The organism is Aneurinibacillus tyrosinisolvens (genome assembly GCF_001015055.1).
Lineage (GTDB): Bacteria > Bacillota > Bacilli > Aneurinibacillales > Aneurinibacillaceae > Aneurinibacillus_A > Aneurinibacillus_A tyrosinisolvens.
Genome location: NZ_BBWZ01000003.1, coordinates 178,254 through 195,499 on the forward strand (window position 1 = coordinate 178,254; position 17,246 = coordinate 195,499).

Annotated in this window: 19 protein-coding genes and 2 pseudogenes; 12 read left to right on the forward strand and 9 right to left on the reverse strand. The window is 39.7% G+C overall.

Annotated features, from left to right (window positions below):
• Positions 1-23 precede the first annotated feature (23 nt).
• Positions 24-518, reverse strand: a complete 495-nt coding sequence (gene infC, locus MBEAL2_RS04380) for a translation initiation factor IF-3 (RefSeq protein ID WP_047151209.1) — start codon at positions 516-518, stop codon at positions 24-26.
• A gap of 212 nt (positions 519-730) precedes the next feature.
• Between infC and MBEAL2_RS04385 the strand changes: the two genes are divergently transcribed.
• From MBEAL2_RS04385 to MBEAL2_RS04395, 3 genes are all read left to right on the forward strand, one after another.
• Positions 731-1,042, forward strand: coding sequence for a hypothetical protein (locus MBEAL2_RS04385; protein WP_047151094.1), 312 nt, complete (start codon positions 731-733; stop codon positions 1,040-1,042).
• A 180-nt stretch (positions 1,043-1,222) separates the two neighbouring features.
• The gene (locus MBEAL2_RS28880) at positions 1,223-1,708 is read left to right on the forward strand and encodes a protease complex subunit PrcB family protein (RefSeq protein WP_052947465.1); all 486 of its coding nucleotides are present in this window, start codon (positions 1,223-1,225) and stop codon (positions 1,706-1,708) included.
• A gap of 168 nt (positions 1,709-1,876) precedes the next feature.
• Positions 1,877-2,419 carry a hypothetical protein gene (locus tag MBEAL2_RS04395; protein ID WP_369405465.1) on the forward strand — a complete coding sequence of 181 codons (543 nt, stop codon included), beginning with the start codon at positions 1,877-1,879 and terminating at the stop codon, positions 2,417-2,419.
• Positions 2,420-2,505: 86 nt separating this feature from the next.
• On the opposite strand, the gene MBEAL2_RS31600 is transcribed toward MBEAL2_RS04395, so the two are convergent.
• From MBEAL2_RS31600 to MBEAL2_RS04405, 3 genes are all read right to left on the reverse strand, one after another.
• A complete protein-coding gene (locus tag MBEAL2_RS31600; protein ID WP_047151095.1) occupies positions 2,506-2,709 on the reverse strand; it encodes a hypothetical protein in 204 nt (67 codons plus the stop codon).
• 87 nt (positions 2,710-2,796) lie between these two features.
• On the reverse strand, positions 2,797-2,952 hold the full coding sequence (locus MBEAL2_RS31605; protein ID WP_161798165.1) for a hypothetical protein: 156 nt from the start codon (positions 2,950-2,952) through the stop codon (positions 2,797-2,799).
• Positions 2,953-2,983: 31 nt separating this feature from the next.
• Positions 2,984-3,523 carry a hypothetical protein gene (locus tag MBEAL2_RS04405; protein WP_047151096.1) on the reverse strand — a complete coding sequence of 180 codons (540 nt, stop codon included), beginning with the start codon at positions 3,521-3,523 and terminating at the stop codon, positions 2,984-2,986.
• Positions 3,524-3,834: 311 nt separating this feature from the next.
• Between MBEAL2_RS04405 and pepF the strand changes: the two genes are divergently transcribed.
• Together pepF and MBEAL2_RS33920 are read left to right on the forward strand one after the other, a co-directional pair.
• Positions 3,835-6,132 (forward strand): oligoendopeptidase F, encoded by a 2,298-nt coding sequence (gene pepF / locus MBEAL2_RS04410; protein WP_161798166.1) that lies wholly within the window; start codon positions 3,835-3,837, stop codon positions 6,130-6,132.
• A gap of 192 nt (positions 6,133-6,324) precedes the next feature.
• A complete protein-coding gene (locus MBEAL2_RS33920) occupies positions 6,325-6,453 on the forward strand; it encodes a DUF5348 domain-containing protein (RefSeq protein WP_161798167.1) in 129 nt (42 codons plus the stop codon).
• Between the two features lie 1,034 nt (positions 6,454-7,487).
• Here MBEAL2_RS33920 and MBEAL2_RS34315 read toward each other — a convergent pair.
• Positions 7,488-7,607 (reverse strand): annotated as a pseudogene (locus MBEAL2_RS34315) (site-specific integrase); the annotation flags it as partial.
• Between the two features lie 893 nt (positions 7,608-8,500).
• Here MBEAL2_RS34315 and MBEAL2_RS04420 point away from each other — a divergent pair.
• Entirely contained in the window at positions 8,501-8,968 is a 468-nt protein-coding gene (locus MBEAL2_RS04420) for a hypothetical protein (protein ID WP_047151097.1), read from the forward strand.
• 24 nt (positions 8,969-8,992) lie between these two features.
• Here MBEAL2_RS04420 and MBEAL2_RS04425 read toward each other — a convergent pair whose 3' ends face one another.
• Entirely contained in the window at positions 8,993-9,358 is a 366-nt protein-coding gene (locus MBEAL2_RS04425) for a helix-turn-helix domain-containing protein (protein ID WP_369405466.1), read from the reverse strand.
• 418 nt (positions 9,359-9,776) lie between these two features.
• Positions 9,777-10,505, reverse strand: a complete 729-nt coding sequence (locus MBEAL2_RS04430) for a hypothetical protein (RefSeq protein ID WP_047151098.1) — start codon at positions 10,503-10,505, stop codon at positions 9,777-9,779.
• A gap of 304 nt (positions 10,506-10,809) precedes the next feature.
• Between MBEAL2_RS04430 and MBEAL2_RS04440 the strand changes: the two genes are divergently transcribed.
• The 3 genes from MBEAL2_RS04440 (at position 10,810) to MBEAL2_RS04450 (ending at position 12,542) form a co-directional block, all read left to right on the forward strand.
• A complete protein-coding gene (locus MBEAL2_RS04440; RefSeq protein WP_047151100.1) occupies positions 10,810-11,475 on the forward strand; it encodes a PspA/IM30 family protein in 666 nt (221 codons plus the stop codon).
• Between the two features lie 499 nt (positions 11,476-11,974).
• Positions 11,975-12,154: an aspartyl-phosphate phosphatase Spo0E family protein gene (locus MBEAL2_RS04445; protein WP_047151101.1), complete on the forward strand. Its 180-nt coding sequence runs from the start codon at positions 11,975-11,977 to the stop codon at positions 12,152-12,154.
• Positions 12,155-12,353: 199 nt separating this feature from the next.
• Entirely contained in the window at positions 12,354-12,542 is a 189-nt protein-coding gene (locus MBEAL2_RS04450; protein WP_047151102.1) for a hypothetical protein, read from the forward strand.
• A 340-nt stretch (positions 12,543-12,882) separates the two neighbouring features.
• Here MBEAL2_RS04450 and MBEAL2_RS04455 read toward each other — a convergent pair whose 3' ends face one another.
• Complete coding sequence (locus MBEAL2_RS04455) at positions 12,883-13,167, reverse strand: hypothetical protein (RefSeq protein WP_047151103.1); 285 nt, start codon at positions 13,165-13,167, stop codon at positions 12,883-12,885.
• 465 nt (positions 13,168-13,632) lie between these two features.
• Between MBEAL2_RS04455 and MBEAL2_RS04460 the strand changes: the two genes are divergently transcribed.
• A complete protein-coding gene (locus tag MBEAL2_RS04460; protein WP_047151104.1) occupies positions 13,633-13,881 on the forward strand; it encodes a hypothetical protein in 249 nt (82 codons plus the stop codon).
• Positions 13,882-14,196: 315 nt separating this feature from the next.
• On the opposite strand, the pseudogene MBEAL2_RS04465 reads toward MBEAL2_RS04460, so the two are convergent.
• Positions 14,197-15,407, reverse strand: a pseudogene (locus MBEAL2_RS04465) (transposase).
• A gap of 263 nt (positions 15,408-15,670) precedes the next feature.
• Between MBEAL2_RS04465 and MBEAL2_RS30005 the strand changes: the two are divergent.
• Both MBEAL2_RS30005 and MBEAL2_RS31615 read left to right on the forward strand, forming a co-directional pair.
• On the forward strand, positions 15,671-15,976 hold the full coding sequence (locus MBEAL2_RS30005) for a transposase (RefSeq protein ID WP_082129754.1): 306 nt from the start codon (positions 15,671-15,673) through the stop codon (positions 15,974-15,976).
• Between the two features lie 1,056 nt (positions 15,977-17,032).
• Entirely contained in the window at positions 17,033-17,191 is a 159-nt protein-coding gene (locus MBEAL2_RS31615; RefSeq protein ID WP_161798168.1) for a hypothetical protein, read from the forward strand.
• Positions 17,192-17,246: the final 55 nt, after the last annotated feature.

Consider the following 17,246-nt stretch of genomic DNA (forward strand, 5'->3'; position numbering starts at 1 on the left):
CTTATTATGTTTTTTCCATTATACTATATTTCGAGCGGTACCATGGACATGGCCGCCTGTTTTCCGCTCACCCGGATTCCTTTATCCTGCCTGCCGCAGTTTTTTAGATCGCCGGCCATACGTTTCAGGAGTTCCGAAGCCCGCGCTGCTTCATTCCCTTTTTGAAGCCGGACGATAAACTCAACCTGATCGCCTGAGCGCAAAATTTTCTCTGCCTGTCTTAGCTTCGTTTCGTAATCATGGACTTCAATCGATGCACTCAGCCTGATTTCCTTCACCTTCGGCCCTTTTTCTTTTTTCAGCTTTTGCTGCTTCTCCTTCGTGATTGCTTCCTTTGCTTTTTTGTAATCGACAAGTTCACACGGAGGAGGGCTGGATGATAAGGATGTACATACAAGGTCAACCTTTAATTGTTTGGCCATGCGAAGCGCCTCTTTAAGAGAAACAATGCCGAGGTCCTCTCCGTTTACTCCCTTCAGCTCCACTTCGGACGCTTTTATCTTTTCGTTCATAATCATCGTAAGCATTCCTTTCGTTCTTCTTTATCCATAAGTGGATTGTACTGGAGTATTTGGGCGTATGCAATGGTATATAGGCTTTCTGCTATGGAATAACTACCCATTTTCTCTGCATTTTACGTTTGTGAGTAAACAATGGAGCCTCACTTGATTACCATAGTAATAAGAAGACATGGCACCGAACGAAATAAATTGTGAGGTGATGGGAGGGTATGGAATGTTTCAATGTGGGAGACTGGGTGCAATTTCCATATAAAGAAAATGGGAAAGTGATCCATCTAAATGGATATGTAAAGGACATAAACGAAGGGAACATGATGATCACTGTTTTTGTTCCAGTGACCAATGAGCCGTTAAAACAATCCCTGGTACGCGGAGGGCACTTCAGAGTTCCGCTTGATTTAGCCGAACAAATAAGCAACCTTGAATTGTATAAGGAAGACTACAATGCGCTTATCGATATCGCGCTGGACACAAAGGACATCAGATGGTTTCACGAGTTAGTTACAAAACGGGATAAATAAGAGCGGAGCGAAAGGGGTATCGTAAAAAAGATATTCCTTTTGTCTGTTTACAGAAGCCAGGTATTGCTATTGCTATTTTTTAAAAATGATCTTATGATATAATTCTAATACAAAAAAATATCTGTCGACTTCTCTCGTCTGCCTGTTCGTAAGTAAAACTAACACGAAGGAAGTGGCATTATGAATAAAAAAACATGGAAAACACTTATCATTAGCTTGATTACTGTTCTTGTTTGCGGAAGTGGGATAAGCTATGCCTATACATCCTTTACCCAGAAAGGAAGCGTTGCTGCCATGCCAGATGCCAGCACAGGCCAGGGCAAACCAGTGCCATTTGAAACGATTGCTCCGCTGCAATTTAAAGACAAGGCCAATTTGCCGGAAAAAGTTAAGCAATGGTATGACACACACCGCCAAACCGAGTTTAAGGGCGTTATGCAGGACGGCAGCGAATCGTATGTCCTCATATCCCGCGGACAATCACCTAACCTGGGCTACCGGGTTGAGCCGGTAAATGTAACAGAAACGGATAAAGAAGTCATTGTCACTGTTAAGTATATAAATCCGGAACCGGACAAAATGTACGCACAGGCGATTACGTATCCTTCCGTTATCGTGAAGGTGAGCGACGTCCAAAAACCGATCCATATTAACATTGTTAAATAATAAAGAATAGCGTGCTGGTGTTCTTAAACCGGCACCGGTTTGAGGCTGTACTCCGCGATGAGTGCAGCCTCTTTTCTTTGCAAACACTATTTGGAAAAGCTTGCAGAGAATAGCTGGATTGAAATTAATAAATACTTAATATAGCAGGCTAATAGGGGATGGAGAGGAATGAATAACAAGCATAGGGCAGAAAAGCTGTTCTGGTCAATTGCACTTCCGGGTTTCGGTCAGTTACTGAATGGAAAATATGTCAAAGGGCTGGTCCTCATCGCCCTGGAAATTATAATTAACACGAGATCTAACTTGAATGAAGTTATTATTTTCAGCTTCCACGGCCAAATTCAAGAGGCAATTGGGCAGACGAATTACCACTGGCTTATGTTTTACCCTTGCATTTATATGTTCGGAATATGGGATGCGTACCGGGACGCAGGAAACGAAAACAATCCGTACAGTTTCCTTCCTTTTGTTTTTGCGGCATATATCGGAACGATAGGGGTTATTTATTCACCAACCTTAAGCATATATGGAGTTAAATTCGGGCCTGTGTGGCTTCCCATTTTGTTTCTGTTTCTGGGGGTTGGGATTGGTTATTTGCTTAAGCGTATGTGCATGAGAATAGCATTGGGAATGGGAGGGAATAAGACAAATAAATTAGTTTTTATTCGTACCTATTCCCGAGGCAAGTGCCATTTTCACTGGAAAAGATAAAAGGGAAAAGAGTTGTGCCCTCTTTTCCCTTTTAGTTAAGTATTATTTGTTCTGCCTGTACCTATCCTGTATATTGTTGGTTGCTCCTAGCGACCGCCAGCACCGCCGCTAGTACCGCCCCCGCCCCCGCTAGTACCGCCACCACCGCCGCTAGTACCGCCGCCACCACCAGCGCCACCGCCATGTGTACCGGCACCGCCGCCACCTTGTGGACCGCCATCAGATGCAAAAGCTGGAGCTGATGAGCAAACAAGACAAAGAGCTAGAGTTAATGCAGTTATTTTTTTCATTTTCATTCTCCTTTATATTGGGATTATAGGTCATCTTCCTACAAATCGTAGGTTTCCTTTATTTTTTATTTTTATTCAGGTAATTATTTATTCTAGTGTTTCGCGTTGAACCGATGCGATCGGTTTTGCCTGATCGATTTCCTGCCGGGTCGGCATTACTTCAGAGGCGGTAACTTTAGCAGGTGCAGGTACCACTTTGGTTTTTTCGGTTTGCTGGTGTTCAGACGATGGATTATGCGGCATTTTTAGTTCCTCCTGATTGAAAAAATAGTGGTTATGTTAAAGGGTGGGGGGCCGGGTCGTTTTCAAAATCCTTCTCCAGGTGGATATTAGGATGCGGCATCTGGTTTATCATTTCATGCTCTACCTCCTGGCTGGCATCCATAAGCTCCCCATCAAACCGGTTAAGAAGCCCGATGGTGTTTTTAAATCCGTTATACAGCTGCAATGAATGATAAGCCTCTGCGTTCATGGTTTGCTTTTGAGAATCAGATGCTGATTCAAATTGTTCTTTACTCTCGCCGAGAATACGCCGGTATGCCTGTACAGACTCATCCTGGGATTGTTCCAGGCGGTTTGTCATTTGCTGTACAGTCATCCTCAAGGAAGTGATGCCTTTTCGCACTTCTTCCATTTGTTCGTTTGCTATTCCACTTGTATTCGCGCTGTTTGCCAGCTGCTTGAATGATTGCTTAATAGCATGAATGGATTGGTTATAATGAGAGAGCGCCCTGTCCTGGCCAGCCAGTGACTGAAAGGAATCCGTAAGCTGTTGAAGCAGGTCGAGCGAATTCTTGAAATCTTCGTTTTCCATTACATCACCCCCAAAAAGTTTATGCGTATATTACAAGCGTTTGCATTTCGGTTTAAAAATATGTAGGTGAGTTCTTCTATCCATGAATGTGGGAGAACAAGCCAACATAGGCGAGAATGGTGCCTGCTATAGAGTAGTTGGTATAAAGGGTAGAACCATCTTCTCACATAAATAAACCATACATATAGGAAAATTAACATATTTTCAACTTTTTAGTTAATTCTGTATAGTAAAAGCTTTGTGTTTCCTATAAAATACATTCATAAGCTTTTCCATATACTACAATTATAGATTGAGAAAGGGGTCCATTAATGAAAAGAGTTGTCTTCACCACCGTCACAGCAGCAGCAATCGCATTATCGTCTCTTTCCGCACCATTTATTCCGGTTAGTACACAGGTTGTACAGGCTGCTGCTGCAGAAGCTTTACCTACATATAAATCTCGTGCCGATATTCCGGCAGAGTACAAGTGGAAAACAGAACAAATTTACCAGGACAAAGCAGCATGGGATGCGGATGTGCAGAAGATTGAACAGCTCGCCGGCAATTTTGCGAAACTGGAAGGAACGATTACATCGTCGGATACGCTGAAAGTTGTCCTGGATTCTTACAGTGATTTAATGAGCTTAAACGACAAAGCATACGTATACGCCCATTTAAATTTTGACGTAAATTCTTCAAACAGCAGCATGCAGGCGCTTTCGGATCGGGCGGACAAGATGTCCAACTTCGTGAAGCAGAAAACAGCCTGGCTTTCCCCGGAACTAAACAAAATTGATGATAAGCAGATGGCGGAATACCTGGCCGATCCTCGCCTTGTCGATTACAAAACATTTGTGGGCGATATTCTGCGGGGTAAGCCGCATACGCTCTCCGCAGATATGGAGAAGCTCCTTTCCGAAGTGGCTCCGCTGGGAGACACGCCGGACGATATTTACACCATGCTTGCCAAAGATGTGAAATTCCCAACGATTAAGGATGAGAGGGGCAAGGATGTTCAACTAACCCGTGCTAATTTTATCAGCTATATGGAAAGCAAAAATCCGACAGTCCGCAGGGCAGCCTTCCAGGCGTACTACCAGACGCTGGATAAGTTCAGGGATACCTTTACGAAAACACTTGCCGGCCAGGTGAAGGTAAACAATGTAAATGCCAAAGTGCACAAATATAACACTGCCCTGGAAGCAGCCCTTACACCGAACAACGTACCTACAGCTGTGTACGACGAGCTTATCAGTACAGTTGATCAAAACCTGCCGCTCCTTCACCGCTATATGGGTTTGAAGAAGAAACTGTTAGGGTTGAAAGAACTCCACATGTACGATATTTACACGCCGATCGTTCAAGCGGATCAGAAGTACATCCCGTATGACAAAGCGAAGCAAATGGTGCTGGACGGCCTTAAGCCGCTTGGTGAAGAGTATGTCGGTGTGCTTCGGGATCAGGCATTCTCTAAGGATGGCGGCTGGATTGATGTTTATTCTACCGAGGACAAAACATCCGGAGCGTACCAGTGGGGTTCCTATACAACGCATCCGTACTTACTGCTGAACTATCAGGGGACCGAGGATGATGTGTCCACCATGGCCCATGAGCTCGGCCATGCGATGCAATCGTATTATACAAACAAAAATCAGAAATACATCAATTCCAACTATCCGATTTTTACCGCGGAAGTTGCATCGACGATGAACGAGGCGCTCCTATTTAAATACAATTATGCGAATGCAAAAACAAGAGAAGAAAAATTATTTTTGCTGAATCAGCATCTTGAAAACTTCCGCACGACGCTATTCCGCCAGACGCAGTTCGCTGAATTCGAAAAAACGATTCACGAAGCCGAGCAGCGCGGCGATGCATTAACATCGGATTTCTTAAAGAAAACGTACCTTGATATTAACAAGAAGTACTATGGGCCATCGATGGTTTCAGACCCTGAAATCGCGATGGAGTGGGCGCGAATCCCGCATTTCTATATGAATTTCTATGTGTACCAGTATGCAACCAGCTTTGCGGCTTCTACGGCACTCTCCAAGCAGGTGCTTGAAGAAGGGAAGCCAGCAGTCGATCGTATTCGTGATAAATTCCTGTCAGCAGGCAACTCCGCGGCACCGATCGACGTTCTGAAAGCAGCCGGAGTAGATATGTCTACTCCACAGCCAATTGAACAGGCGATGCAGGTGTTTAAGGAGTCACTGGATGAATTCGAAAAACTTGTGAATCAGAAGCCGTCCAAACCGGCAGCGGGAACGGGCGGGAAAATTACAGTGAAAGTAAATGGCAAGACGGCATCTTTCACCCAGGCGCCTTTCACTGAGCAGGGCAGAACATATGCCCCGATGAGCGCCATTTTGAAATTGATGGGTGCGAAAGTGGACTGGAACAGCAAGACAGGGGTCGTAACAGCGACGAAAGGAAAGGATACTTTCACCTTGAAAATCGGTGAGGCAAGCGCTCTTTTTAACGGGAAGAAAGTTGACATGAAAGGGAAATCCCAGGTTAAGAAGGGCACAACGTTTATCCCTGTGGCGGCGATTGGCCAGGCTTTTGGTGCAAAGGTAGCGTGGGATACAAAAACGCAAACGGTGAGTATTACGACAGGAAAATAGTTTTATAAAAAGGAGAGGGTATTCCAGAAGTGAATTTTGGGACACCCTCTCCTTTGAAATGTACTTTCTCGAAGAAAAAACGTGGATTTCCCTTTTTAAATGAGAGGATTTCTTGTTTTTAACGTATAATATAAAGGGATTTTATGAATATGTGAAGGAGGGCTGGTTCTCAATGCAAATAACCGTTACGAAGTGGATGGGCATGAACTTTCTTCCGGCTCTCCTGTGGAGCTCTATGTGTACGACAAGCACGACGAACGGCACGATTGGGTAGCAATACGAATTGAACATGCAGACCAATATGGCGGATATTACGCTTAGCTTATGGTTATCCGGAATTTCCGTTGGAAGGTGCAAACGCTCGCGTCCGTTACCAATGGTAAGAAGATACCTGCTTCAAACTGAACACATAAAACGAATGGGCAGCCATAACGGCTGTCTTTTTTGTTAGCTAAAAAAAAGAAAAGCCCCCGACTATATATCGGGGACAGTACGAATCATTAACTTGTTAATTAACACTGAAGGGGTATATAAGTGTTTTACCCCTTTATTCCTTAATCAAACAAAATCAAAAACCCTTTCAAATTAAGAAAGGGTTTTTGATTGGAGGAGTGAAGAATCATGAACACCTGTAAATGATTTTACGCAGTTTAAGGGTGTCCCCCCTGAATTAAATCCAGAGGGAACGGGTGTGGAGAAGGGGTGGATAATCCCCTCATGATAATTCTCGCCCATATATTATTGTTTTAAACAAAGAACAACAGGAAGCCCTCCCATTTATCATGAAAAACAATCATCACCTTATCTATTGTTGTATGTACTGTAATATTAACTATCAGCTTTCTAAGGTTACGTATATATTGCTTTAAAGTGTTAAAGGAAATTACTATCATGGGACCGTGCGGTCCTGAATTCAAAGAAAAACATCGCGGGCGATGACGGCTCTTTTCTTTCCCCCCTGTGGAGCGCGCCTGCCATAGGGCGAAAAAAGACCGGCAATTGTCTTCAACACCTAAGCTACCCAGATGTTTTGCCGGTCCGCCCGGCGTGAGACTAAGTGGCCGTCCAACTTCCAGAAGGGGAAAGGACGAGCGGCATGCCCGCGATGTTTTTCTTATGTCGGCGGAAAACAAACAAAAATAAAAAACCTCACCATTTAGGCAGGGATTAATCCATGTTTATCCTTCTTTTATCTTTCCTTCTTCACGTAGCCGGTCTAGTTCATTCTCATTGACTATAACTTCTTCTATTTTAGTTTTAATAATTGGAGTGACTGGCAATCCTTTTGTTCTACGACGTATAGATTTAGCGAGATTTTCAGCATCTAACTTCGCTTGATTCCTGGTAAACCAATGGGTATGCGTGCCGATTTCATCCAGGCCAACCTTAGCAGCTGTATCATTAAGGATCCGGGAAGCTTGGATTCGAGTGATTGGCTTATCTGTTTTCTTTGAAGGGAATAAATAGTCTTCCTCATCTAATCCAGCAACGTAAGCGTCTATCTCCATCCTCAGGTTCCCGTTAATGGGAAAACGTTTATCCTTTCCTGCTTTTTATTTTACCCTGCATGTAATATTCTCAAAGCAAAAATTTCAGATAAATAAAAAATGTGATCTTATAGGCGGTATTCGTATAATTCCCCCCCTTATATACAGCGACTGTTTTCGTCGTTTTTAGGCTTACGCACATTTTTAGGAAGCTCCACGCTTGTCCGGTTCGAATTCATTCAACTTTGCATTATCTATAGTAAATCGAATGAAGGAGGTGATGGACATGCCACAACAAACTCGCAGGTTCGACGTAGTAACCATCCATTTTAGACGTAACCGTGCTACAGGGAGAAGGCATATTACCAGCTTCAATGTTATGGGGCGTGCTTTTCCTTGCAGACACTTATTACGTGTAGGAAACCGAGTAAGCCCAGTTCGAAGATGCCTGCTGCTAAATGGTTTTGTTCTTACAGCTTCTACAGCAACCACTTTAGTATTTAGACGCAGACGATAAAAAATCCAAAGCCATTTAAGAAGTCTCCGCCGCCCAGATTAGGGTGGCGGTTTATACATACGGATTTTTAAGTCAGATTCAGATAGAGTATGAATAATATGAACAGTATAAAGTGAGCAAACTATGCTCCCGATATCATCACCAAAAAAGCCGCCCCCCACCAAAGAGCGGTACAAAAGTGAAGGCATATCCACGAAGAGCGAGGTACAGAATGATAACATTACTGACCTGTCATACATGTTAGTCTCTTTATTTGCATGAGTGTGGGTAACTGTTAATTTATTCCAATGTATAAATGGGTCTTTTATGTTAAATATCAAGCATGGTAAAATCAAGGAAATGTACAATTGTAACGGGGGTTACTATGCAAAAGCCAGAAATTGAACTGCTTTCCATTCTCTCCAAAATGATTTATGAATACGAGGAAACAAATGGACCTTTGTATTATTACATAAAAAAAATAAATGGTATTTTTTTATTTGTTTATGTAAACCAAAATTTATTAGAAGGTTTGGGTCTACCGAAAAGCTTCATTGGAATGGATATATACAACCCCATTTTTTCAAAGCAGTTTTCCGATCGAGTTTATACTATATTCGAGGAAGCATGGGGAGGGAATACAGTCTTTTATTATGCAATGCTCCCTACAAATCCAGATGTATTTTTTGTTTGTATGTTAAAACCAATCAAAAAGGAGGGAATAGTGGTTGAGGCAAAGGGACATTGCGTCCTATTCAATAAAACGGACTTTGAGCAATTTACAGGGGTAGTTACCAGCATGGGGGTATGTGAAATATGTGAAAAGCTGGGTGGTGGCAGGAACCTCCAGTGATGTGTTTTTATTATTAAGATAGATTTAATTCTCTTTGCTCTTGTTAATGTTTTCACGTAAATTTCGAATAATGGAAACGATAAAATCAACCTCTCCTTCGGTTAATCGTTCTCCATCCAGCTTCAGGTTATATTTTTTCTTTAAATCTTCCGAAGCAATTTCTAAATTTCCTAGAAAATCACATTCTGTAGGGGAATATTCACTTTCTTCCTCAAAAAATGTCTTTATATCTACACAGTAAACGTCTGAAATTTTTTGAATCAACTCAAGGGAAGGGCGATAAATCCCACGCTCTACTTTAGAAAGGTTGCTGTAATCATAATTTATTTTTGCTGCTAATTCTTTTAATGTATGACCATTCTTTTTCCTCAATTCTTTAATTCGGTTCATTATTTGTAAATCCCCTTTTACATTTCCTTCTTTCATTGTAAACGCAGATAAATTATCTGTAAATAATTGAATTTTTGTATCTTTAATTGGTTTTTTTGTAAAAATCCATACTTACTGATTTATATTTTACATAAACAAAAAACAAACCACCTTTGTTTGAGATGACTTACTTATATTGAACGTAAGTAATTAAATATATGTCTTATTCAACTTTTACCCCGGTAGCTGAACAAGAAAACCCCAACAAGGTTTACCATATTGACCTTATTGATGGTTAATCGTAACAGAATAGGTATTGTGTTACATTGATTGCGAAATTTTATAAAAGAAAAAAGTCCCACTCTATGAAAGAATGGGATTCATTATATTTTAAAAGTAGGGGGAATTAGTGAAAAAAGTGTGCCTTAGCTATGGAACATTAATTTTGAGAAGTTACAGCAGAAGTTTCAGTACTTGTGCTGCTGTTGGATGTTGAAGCATCATCATTCGTTTCGCCATCACCATCTGTTTTAGCATCATGCTTCTGCTGCCATGTTTGATCCACCATCTTTGTTAGACGATCCTTTTCATTTTGAACCAGTTTATTAATCAAATCATCTTTCGTGATCCCTTTGTCTTGGGCGATTTGAGCCAGCGTTTTTCCGGATTGTAATTGGGTTTGGAGTGACTGTTCATCGATTCCTAACACAGAGGCTGCTTCTTTCAATTTTCCTCCTCGTTCACCATGTTCTCCTCTGCCAAATCCGCCTTTATTTTCTACCCTGTTCTTGATTTTAGTCTGTGCGTCCGCTTTTTCTTTTGTCGCTTGATCCTGTGTTAATTTACCGGCTTGTACGGCTTGATCTAATCGTTGAGCGTCTTGACTTACCAAGAGGTCAATCACTTTTTGTTCGTCTACTCCTTGCGCTGCAGCGATATCGGCCAATGATTTACCACTTTTGAAATTTTGCTGTAAAGTGCTGGCATCCAGATTCAACAAGGAAAGAAGCTCTTGATTATTAAATTGTCTATCATGTTTATGTACAGAAGCTTCTTGTTGTGTTGTGGAAGTGGTTGAAGTGGTGGTAGCTGTTGAAGCGGCAAAAGCAGACCCCGCAATGGCCATGACAGCTAACCCAGTCGTAGCGAAAGTAAGTAATTTTTTCATGGATAACACTCCTTAAAATTGTTTTTTTTGTTTGGGACAGTTCCTACTTTACCCAGGAAAAGTGAAAAAACGGTGAAATTTTCAAGAGAAAGAATTTTTTTTATACCGATGGAACTTTTGTTTTACTTTCCATATATCAGAAGAAAGGCACTCCATCGACTTGATGATGACCGGACGGGCCCTTTATCAAGTCGATTAGTTGCGCTTTTTCTTTTGCAACCCCCTTTTTTTCATTTTCATCATTTTTTCACTTTTCTTCTCTATACTCAAATCTGTCAGAAGGACAAGCAAGAGGAGGAAAAAGATGGGGATTTTTAAGCGAATCAAGGATATTACAATGAATGAGGTACACACACTGCTTGATAAAGTGGAAGACCCGATCAATATGTTGAACCATCACATGCGGGAAATGGAGGAAGAAATCAATAAGGGGCAACAAGCCTATGCCCATCAGTTCTTTCTTGAGAAAAAACAAATGACGTTAATCGTGGATACACACACAATCATAATTAAAAGGGAACGCCAGGCAAAACTGGCTGTCGATAAAGGGGAAGAATCTATTGCCAAAATGGCTTTGCAAGAAAAATTGAACCAGGAGAAAAACCTAAATTTATATAATGAGCAGTACGAAACCATTGCAAACCAGACAAAAATCCTGGGTGAAAAGCTGCATCAACTTAAAGACAAGTATAGTGAACTGCAGAACAGAAGACTGCTTTTGCTTTCGAGAGCCAATGTGGCCCAATCGATAAAGCAGATGGACAACATGGTTGTTTCATTCAATACGGATCATATCGCCAAAGGCTTTGCTCGTGCGGAAGAACGCGTCTTACTCTTGGAGGCGCAAGTAGAGGCAAGCAACCGCCTCTCCCATCAACCGCAAGAGATTCACGACTATTCCATTAATCCTACAATGCAACAAGAAGTAGAGAAGGAATTTGAAAAATTAAAGGCGATCCAAAAAGAATAGTTTAATTCTTCTGCTTGCTTCAGGCAAAATGCATGTAGTTATTGCATGAAGTAACATACAACCACATGTGGTAAGTTATCGCATGTGGTTTTTTCATGCTCTTTTTTAAAATTAGCAGGAGAAAAAATAAAATAGTTCTCCAGGAACATACTACGCATCATTAAAACAAGACATACATTAAAAACGGGAAGGATTCAAGTCATAAGAACAGGAAAGTCTATTTGTGACAAATTTATGAAAAATGAGGGGATACGACAACCGATAAATGTAGTTTTATGATAATATTAGACAAAAATAACTATAATTCGTCAGATCATCTTATCAAATTAGGACAACATAATTGGATAAAAAGGCATGTCAGTCATACATATAACCATTATTAATACGAAATGAATAAGTGTCACCATTTGTCGAGATAATTTTGTGGTATGGAATTGTTCGGTAATACATAATGGAAAATGTGCTTGTTGAATTTATTGCTTGCTAAGGAGAGATAAGGTTGAATCAGAGAGTGGAGTTAGATTTAATGATTGACCAATTAAAGAAAGAATTAGCAGATAGAGTAGCACAGCATGATTTCAACTTCCAACATCCAGATGTACTGCACATTAGTCAGGAACTCGATTCTTTAATTGTAGAGGAAATGAAGTGTAGAAGATCGGAATTAATCTATTCCTAATTTGTACGATGTACAGTAAAACAAACTTTTCTTTGCTATAGAAAAGAAAATGAGGAGAAGCCATTGCGCTTCTCTTTTTTTATACTCTTATTTACATTAACGAGTGAATATGTAAACACCTACAATTTATTGATTTACTTATTTTTATTAAGAGGTATAATTTTCTATAGGAAAAACATAGGGGAGGTATTATATTAATATGGATTTCTTTGAAGAGATAAAATCAATCAACGATGTGGAAGTGCTAACGTCATTTAAAAAAGATATTCAGGATAGAATAACCCAACCTATGCACTGGACAGAACGTATGGACTTATACACTGAAGTTCAGTTGATTAATAAGCAAATACAAGAAATAAATAATAGAAAACAACTCCAACAGCGGTAACTTTTGACCAGATTAGCGATGAACTCTTAGTAGGCTCATTTATTTTAAAAAACAAACCTCCTTATCAGGGCTATTTTGAAGGAGCAGAATATGAATTTCTGCAGTATGAACAAAACGAACCAGATATACTTATCAACCGGCAGCCATAACGGCTGTCTTTTTTTATTAGCTGAATCTCCAAGGATAAAAGAAAAAGACCCCAGTATGTAACTGGGGCCTTACTAAGATAACATAGCATGTGTTTAAAGAAGGTTGTATTAATATTTCCCTTTTTGTTCCACAACTAAACAATGGAGATAAATTAAATAAACATTTATACAAAAACCACCTTTATCGGTGGCTATTTCTTAAAACTTATCGATACATAAAACAATGGGCTGATATTTAAATGGTATTCTGTTGGATCGGATAATTTGAATAGCCACTCTTTATGTTCTTCATCTACACCCGAAATAATGATTTTACCCTGCAATTCCTTTTTATTAAAATAGCCAGCGATTTCTGTAACGGCTTCTCCATTACCACCAAGATGTACAGTTATTTCTGTTTCATTCTCCATAAATTTAACAGTCATGTTAGCAAAGATTAGTTCATTAACAGTAACAATACAATCACTTAGGACCATACGATATTCTCCTCCCTAACCAATTATAAATTCGCCAAAAGTAATTATTTCCCTTTTGAAAGGTAGGATTATTGGATAAGGGACTTAATACGTTCCTATAATTTGTTTCACTTACTTTTTACAAGGTCCGATAACGTACGTTCAGTAAACTAAAATAAAACATATAAACCTTTTGTACGACTGGATTTATCCTCTTATTCAAGTTTACATAATAAAATAAAAGCCATATTCAGATGGTGATTCGTTGTATTCACACTTTTTTAGAGAACGTTTGTTTGTATTTTTTGTCACTGTCTTAAATTTGAGATTATATTCCATTAATGAAATTCTGCATAATGAGGATGGAATAAACTCCCTTAATTCTTAAATTTTTAATGGACTCGCCATAGAACGATAATAATTAATCGATACACTATCTTTAGTAACTAAGGAAATTACTTAAATTAAGAAAAGGGAATGACAGTAATGAATCGTTATATTGAAGGTACATTCTTTAAGGCTTCGAATGATTCTCCTATGATTTATATAAATGAAACTTCAGTGGTTTTGCTCATGAATGGAGAAGTAGTGAGAGTTAATTTTGATGGAGAATGGATAAGCGGTATACATATAGGTGGAGATATTATTAATTATGGCGGAAAGGCTAAATTGCGAATCGGGGATAGAATTAGAATTAAAAATGCATATTATAAAGCCTTCTCTAATAACATTTGATAATATTATTGTTTTCCAGAACCCCTGGCCAGCAGTGGGGAAAATATAAATTACCGTAATCTGGTTTTGATTGCATTCCAAATTAGCTTGTATGGTGTTATAAAACGAGTTGGTTCCTAACCATGTACAGTGAATACATCACATTAACAATCGCTGGTATATTATTTGGGAAGTAGGAGGGAAAAAGGTTATGATACTTGAAGGGCTTCCTCCGAAAACCATATAATTGAATCAATTTCATAATTGCTTTTTAAAATTTCAATACCTACAGAATTTTTGTATTCAATTTTAAAAACGACCGGAGGTCGTATTCTGCTAAGCGGCTTTAACGCTCAATTTGGTATTGATACGATTGACAGCTAATTTAGAAGCATTAAACAATAGACACAGCAAATCAACCTGGACTTTCGCTAATTCTCCAGAACGATATCGGATATTGTTGAGCTGAAAATACTCCTTTAAGTACGCATTCACTCCTTCAACAGAAGTACGTTCCTTGTAAAGCTCTTTCCATGACTTACTTCCACGAGCGGGAGCTGGATACCGGCGCAAATCGGCTGTCTTTTTGATTTTCATGCTTTTTTGACAGAGTGTGTCGTGAGCAAGTGGACAGTCCGCACATTCCTTTGGTCTTGTATACTTGAGTGTTTCGTATTTTTTATCATAGCTGTCATAACGGTAGGAATACTCACGAACACAGGTCGGTGCAAAATACTTATCGACACCGATAGGTGGCGCTTCATTCCGCTTATTATAGGCAATGATACCATCTGCTTTCATGCGGTAAATCTGCTCATAAATCGGGTTGTAATCATACCCGGCGTCCGCCATCACTTTCGTGATGGTAAGCTCAGGAAAACACGCAGCGACTCCTTTTAACAAAGGAATGGCAGCTTTCGCATCATTCATGTTTCCTGATGAAAGCAGATGGCCTATAACATACTGGCTTTTTGTTTCTACCGCTAAATGGAGTTTGTAGCCGTACCAAAAAACATTTTTATTTTCGGAGTTCTTTTTAACTCCCCACCTGGGAGCGTTTGGCATTTCTTTTTGAAGCTCATCGAAGGTGTAATTCAATTGTTTTTCGATTTTCTGCTCAAAAACAGGCAGGTTATATGGCTGCCATCAATAAAACCTTCTTCCATCGCTTGTGATAGAAGTTGATGGTTCATTTCGGCCAACACGTTTGAGGTTTTGATTTTTCGGATTAAACGTGAAAAAGAAGCTTCAGATGGCACCCGATCGGAAAAGGAAAAACCACAATCCAGACGGAAAAGAACATCTTGTTTTAAACGGCGAACAAGAAGTTTTATTGTTGGGATCCCTTCCAAAATACGAGCCAGCATGGAATAAATCATCGCTGGATAATTAAGCGACTGAGGGGTACCATCACATGTTTTCTTAAACGTAATTTTAAGCAGTGGCATAATATTGATGCCTTCAAAAATCGCCGTGTAACGTTCGGTAGGTTCTAAATCTAACAAATCTTGCAGGGAAAACAAATGTCCTTGACGAATAGAGTACATAAGGAGACCAACCTTTCTCATTGAGTTGTGGTAGCAACTACTCTATTCGAGATTTAGGGAGGTACTCCTTTTTTTCATGTCGATTGAACCTTACGGTTCAAGGACTTTGAGTTATGAAATTGATTCAATTAAATTAACATTATATATAAAAATAAATGTGATGTGTACTGTAGATGATTGCTCCCTTAAAAATTGAGAAAAACCCGTTCACCCGTTGAGCGCTTCGTCCCCATACGCAGTACACCTGCGCATGGAAACAAGACATAAAAATCATCGATTCCTCTACGATTTCGCTTTGTTTAACCAAATACAAGTGGGCCACGTTTCGAAAGACCAAAGCGGGCGTAAAAATCCACCTTCGTCTTGCCTTTCTAAAGGACAACGACGTTGTCCCTGAAAAAGTGAAAGTGACCCCGGCAAAGCCGACTGATCGGACGCAGATGGAGATCTTGATTGATGAAACGGATGCCACCTATGTATTTGACCGTGGCTACGTAGAGTATGACAAGTTCGATGAGTATCGTGATAGGGGCATCTTTTTCGTGACGCGTCTGAAAAAAATGGCATGACACGAGCGATTTATTCTTTTCGACTTCCTGAAAATAGCTCCGTCCTTTCGGACCAAATGATACGGGTTGGCACGCCACAGAAACGAATGGACAATTACCTGCATCTCCTGATCAAAATCGAGACAAAAGCAGAACGAACCTTGTTATAACTGTCTCGACTCTTACGAAGTTATCTGTGGCAACCTTATGAAAAATGGTTGGAACGGAACCCAAACGAACGTCGCGTGGGCGAAAAAAGAAGCAATAGAGGCATTTCCCTACATAAAAAAGGAGCCGGAAAAATAGCCAGCTCCTTTTTTTGCGTGTCTCTATGATGAATTTTCAACAACTGTTAGAATGTCAATTAAAACAAGTATATTAACAGTAGACTTAAGGCTTTGCAGCGCGGAAAAGAGTTAAATCTGTTGTAGGATGGTAAATAAAGGAGTTGAAATCCCCCCTTGTCTCTTCCTTTTGGGAGGTTTTTTTTTGTTTAAAACAGGTTTATAGTAATTTTTAATAGAGTGTGAAATAAAGGGATAAAATGTCGAACTTTTATGATGTTATAATAATCGAATCAAAAAAATTCATTTGTACTTCTGATCTTTTTATTATCCGATTGACAGAATGAAGATAAATATGTATTTTAAGCCTCGTGAAGAAAAATAACTTTCTTAAACCCAGATTCCTTACCAAGAAGAAAGTAGAGTAGAATATGAAAGAATCTATTAAATTAATTGCTGACGTCAATGAATTGATTACACTTAAAGAGAAAATTAAGACAGAAATTATTTTTCCTACTTTACATTGGGAGAAGCGAATTAAGTTATATAGACAGGTTGCTTCGATTAACGAACGAATTAAAGAACTGTTGTGAAAAAAGATCTTAAGTTCGCAAGGATTGAGTGGCAGAGAACCATGGAACGTTGCTCTCCTTTGCGGACCTTCTGTTACTCTGGTCCTTGTCATTATTTCGCTGATTTTACAACTACTTGTAGAGCATGGTTGCAAAAGAAGCAAGTCGAGCTTAAATCACTACATTCTAAAGATGAATAGGATTAAGGGTGAAAGGAACCTATGGAAAACAAAAACTATAAAAGGCGATATATCTACCAAGCAATAGAAGAAGCTGGTATTCCTCCTTTGTTAGCTCTCTGTATTATAAGAGAAGTCTTTGTTGAGTTAGGAGAAAAAGACGCTGTAGAAGTATTGGAGAAGTATATCAGATGGTTTTAATCGGGGAGTTACGGCGTTTTACTGTTGTATAGAATATATAAAGAGTTTAAATGTC

What these genes read in the sequence shown, in the direction of transcription:
- pepF (WP_161798166.1), top strand. Translation starts at nt 3,835, where the DNA reads ATGAAAAGAGTTGTCTTCACCACCGTCACAGCAGCAGCAATCGCATTA.
- MBEAL2_RS04450 (WP_047151102.1), top strand. Translation starts at nt 12,354, where the DNA reads ATGGATTTCTTTGAAGAGATAAAATCAATCAACGATGTGGAAGTGCTA.
- MBEAL2_RS31605 (WP_161798165.1), bottom strand. Translation starts at nt 2,952, where the DNA reads ATGCCGCATAATCCATCGTCTGAACACCAGCAAACCGAAAAAACCAAA.
- MBEAL2_RS04460 (WP_047151104.1), top strand. Translation starts at nt 13,633, where the DNA reads ATGAATCGTTATATTGAAGGTACATTCTTTAAGGCTTCGAATGATTCT.
- MBEAL2_RS04420 (WP_047151097.1), top strand. Translation starts at nt 8,501, where the DNA reads ATGCAAAAGCCAGAAATTGAACTGCTTTCCATTCTCTCCAAAATGATT.
- MBEAL2_RS04405 (WP_047151096.1), bottom strand. Translation starts at nt 3,523, where the DNA reads ATGGAAAACGAAGATTTCAAGAATTCGCTCGACCTGCTTCAACAGCTT.
- MBEAL2_RS04425 (WP_369405466.1), bottom strand. Translation starts at nt 9,358, where the DNA reads ATGAACCGAATTAAAGAATTGAGGAAAAAGAATGGTCATACATTAAAA.
- MBEAL2_RS28880 (WP_052947465.1), top strand. Translation starts at nt 1,223, where the DNA reads ATGAATAAAAAAACATGGAAAACACTTATCATTAGCTTGATTACTGTT.
- MBEAL2_RS04455 (WP_047151103.1), bottom strand. Translation starts at nt 13,167, where the DNA reads ATGGTCCTAAGTGATTGTATTGTTACTGTTAATGAACTAATCTTTGCT.
- MBEAL2_RS04440 (WP_047151100.1), top strand. Translation starts at nt 10,810, where the DNA reads ATGGGGATTTTTAAGCGAATCAAGGATATTACAATGAATGAGGTACAC.
- MBEAL2_RS31600 (WP_047151095.1), bottom strand. Translation starts at nt 2,709, where the DNA reads ATGAAAAAAATAACTGCATTAACTCTAGCTCTTTGTCTTGTTTGCTCA.
- MBEAL2_RS31615 (WP_161798168.1), top strand. Translation starts at nt 17,033, where the DNA reads ATGGAAAACAAAAACTATAAAAGGCGATATATCTACCAAGCAATAGAA.
- MBEAL2_RS04395 (WP_369405465.1), top strand. Translation starts at nt 1,877, where the DNA reads ATGAATAACAAGCATAGGGCAGAAAAGCTGTTCTGGTCAATTGCACTT.
- MBEAL2_RS04385 (WP_047151094.1), top strand. Translation starts at nt 731, where the DNA reads ATGGAATGTTTCAATGTGGGAGACTGGGTGCAATTTCCATATAAAGAA.
- MBEAL2_RS04430 (WP_047151098.1), bottom strand. Translation starts at nt 10,505, where the DNA reads ATGAAAAAATTACTTACTTTCGCTACGACTGGGTTAGCTGTCATGGCC.
- infC (WP_047151209.1), bottom strand. Translation starts at nt 518, where the DNA reads ATGATTATGAACGAAAAGATAAAAGCGTCCGAAGTGGAGCTGAAGGGA.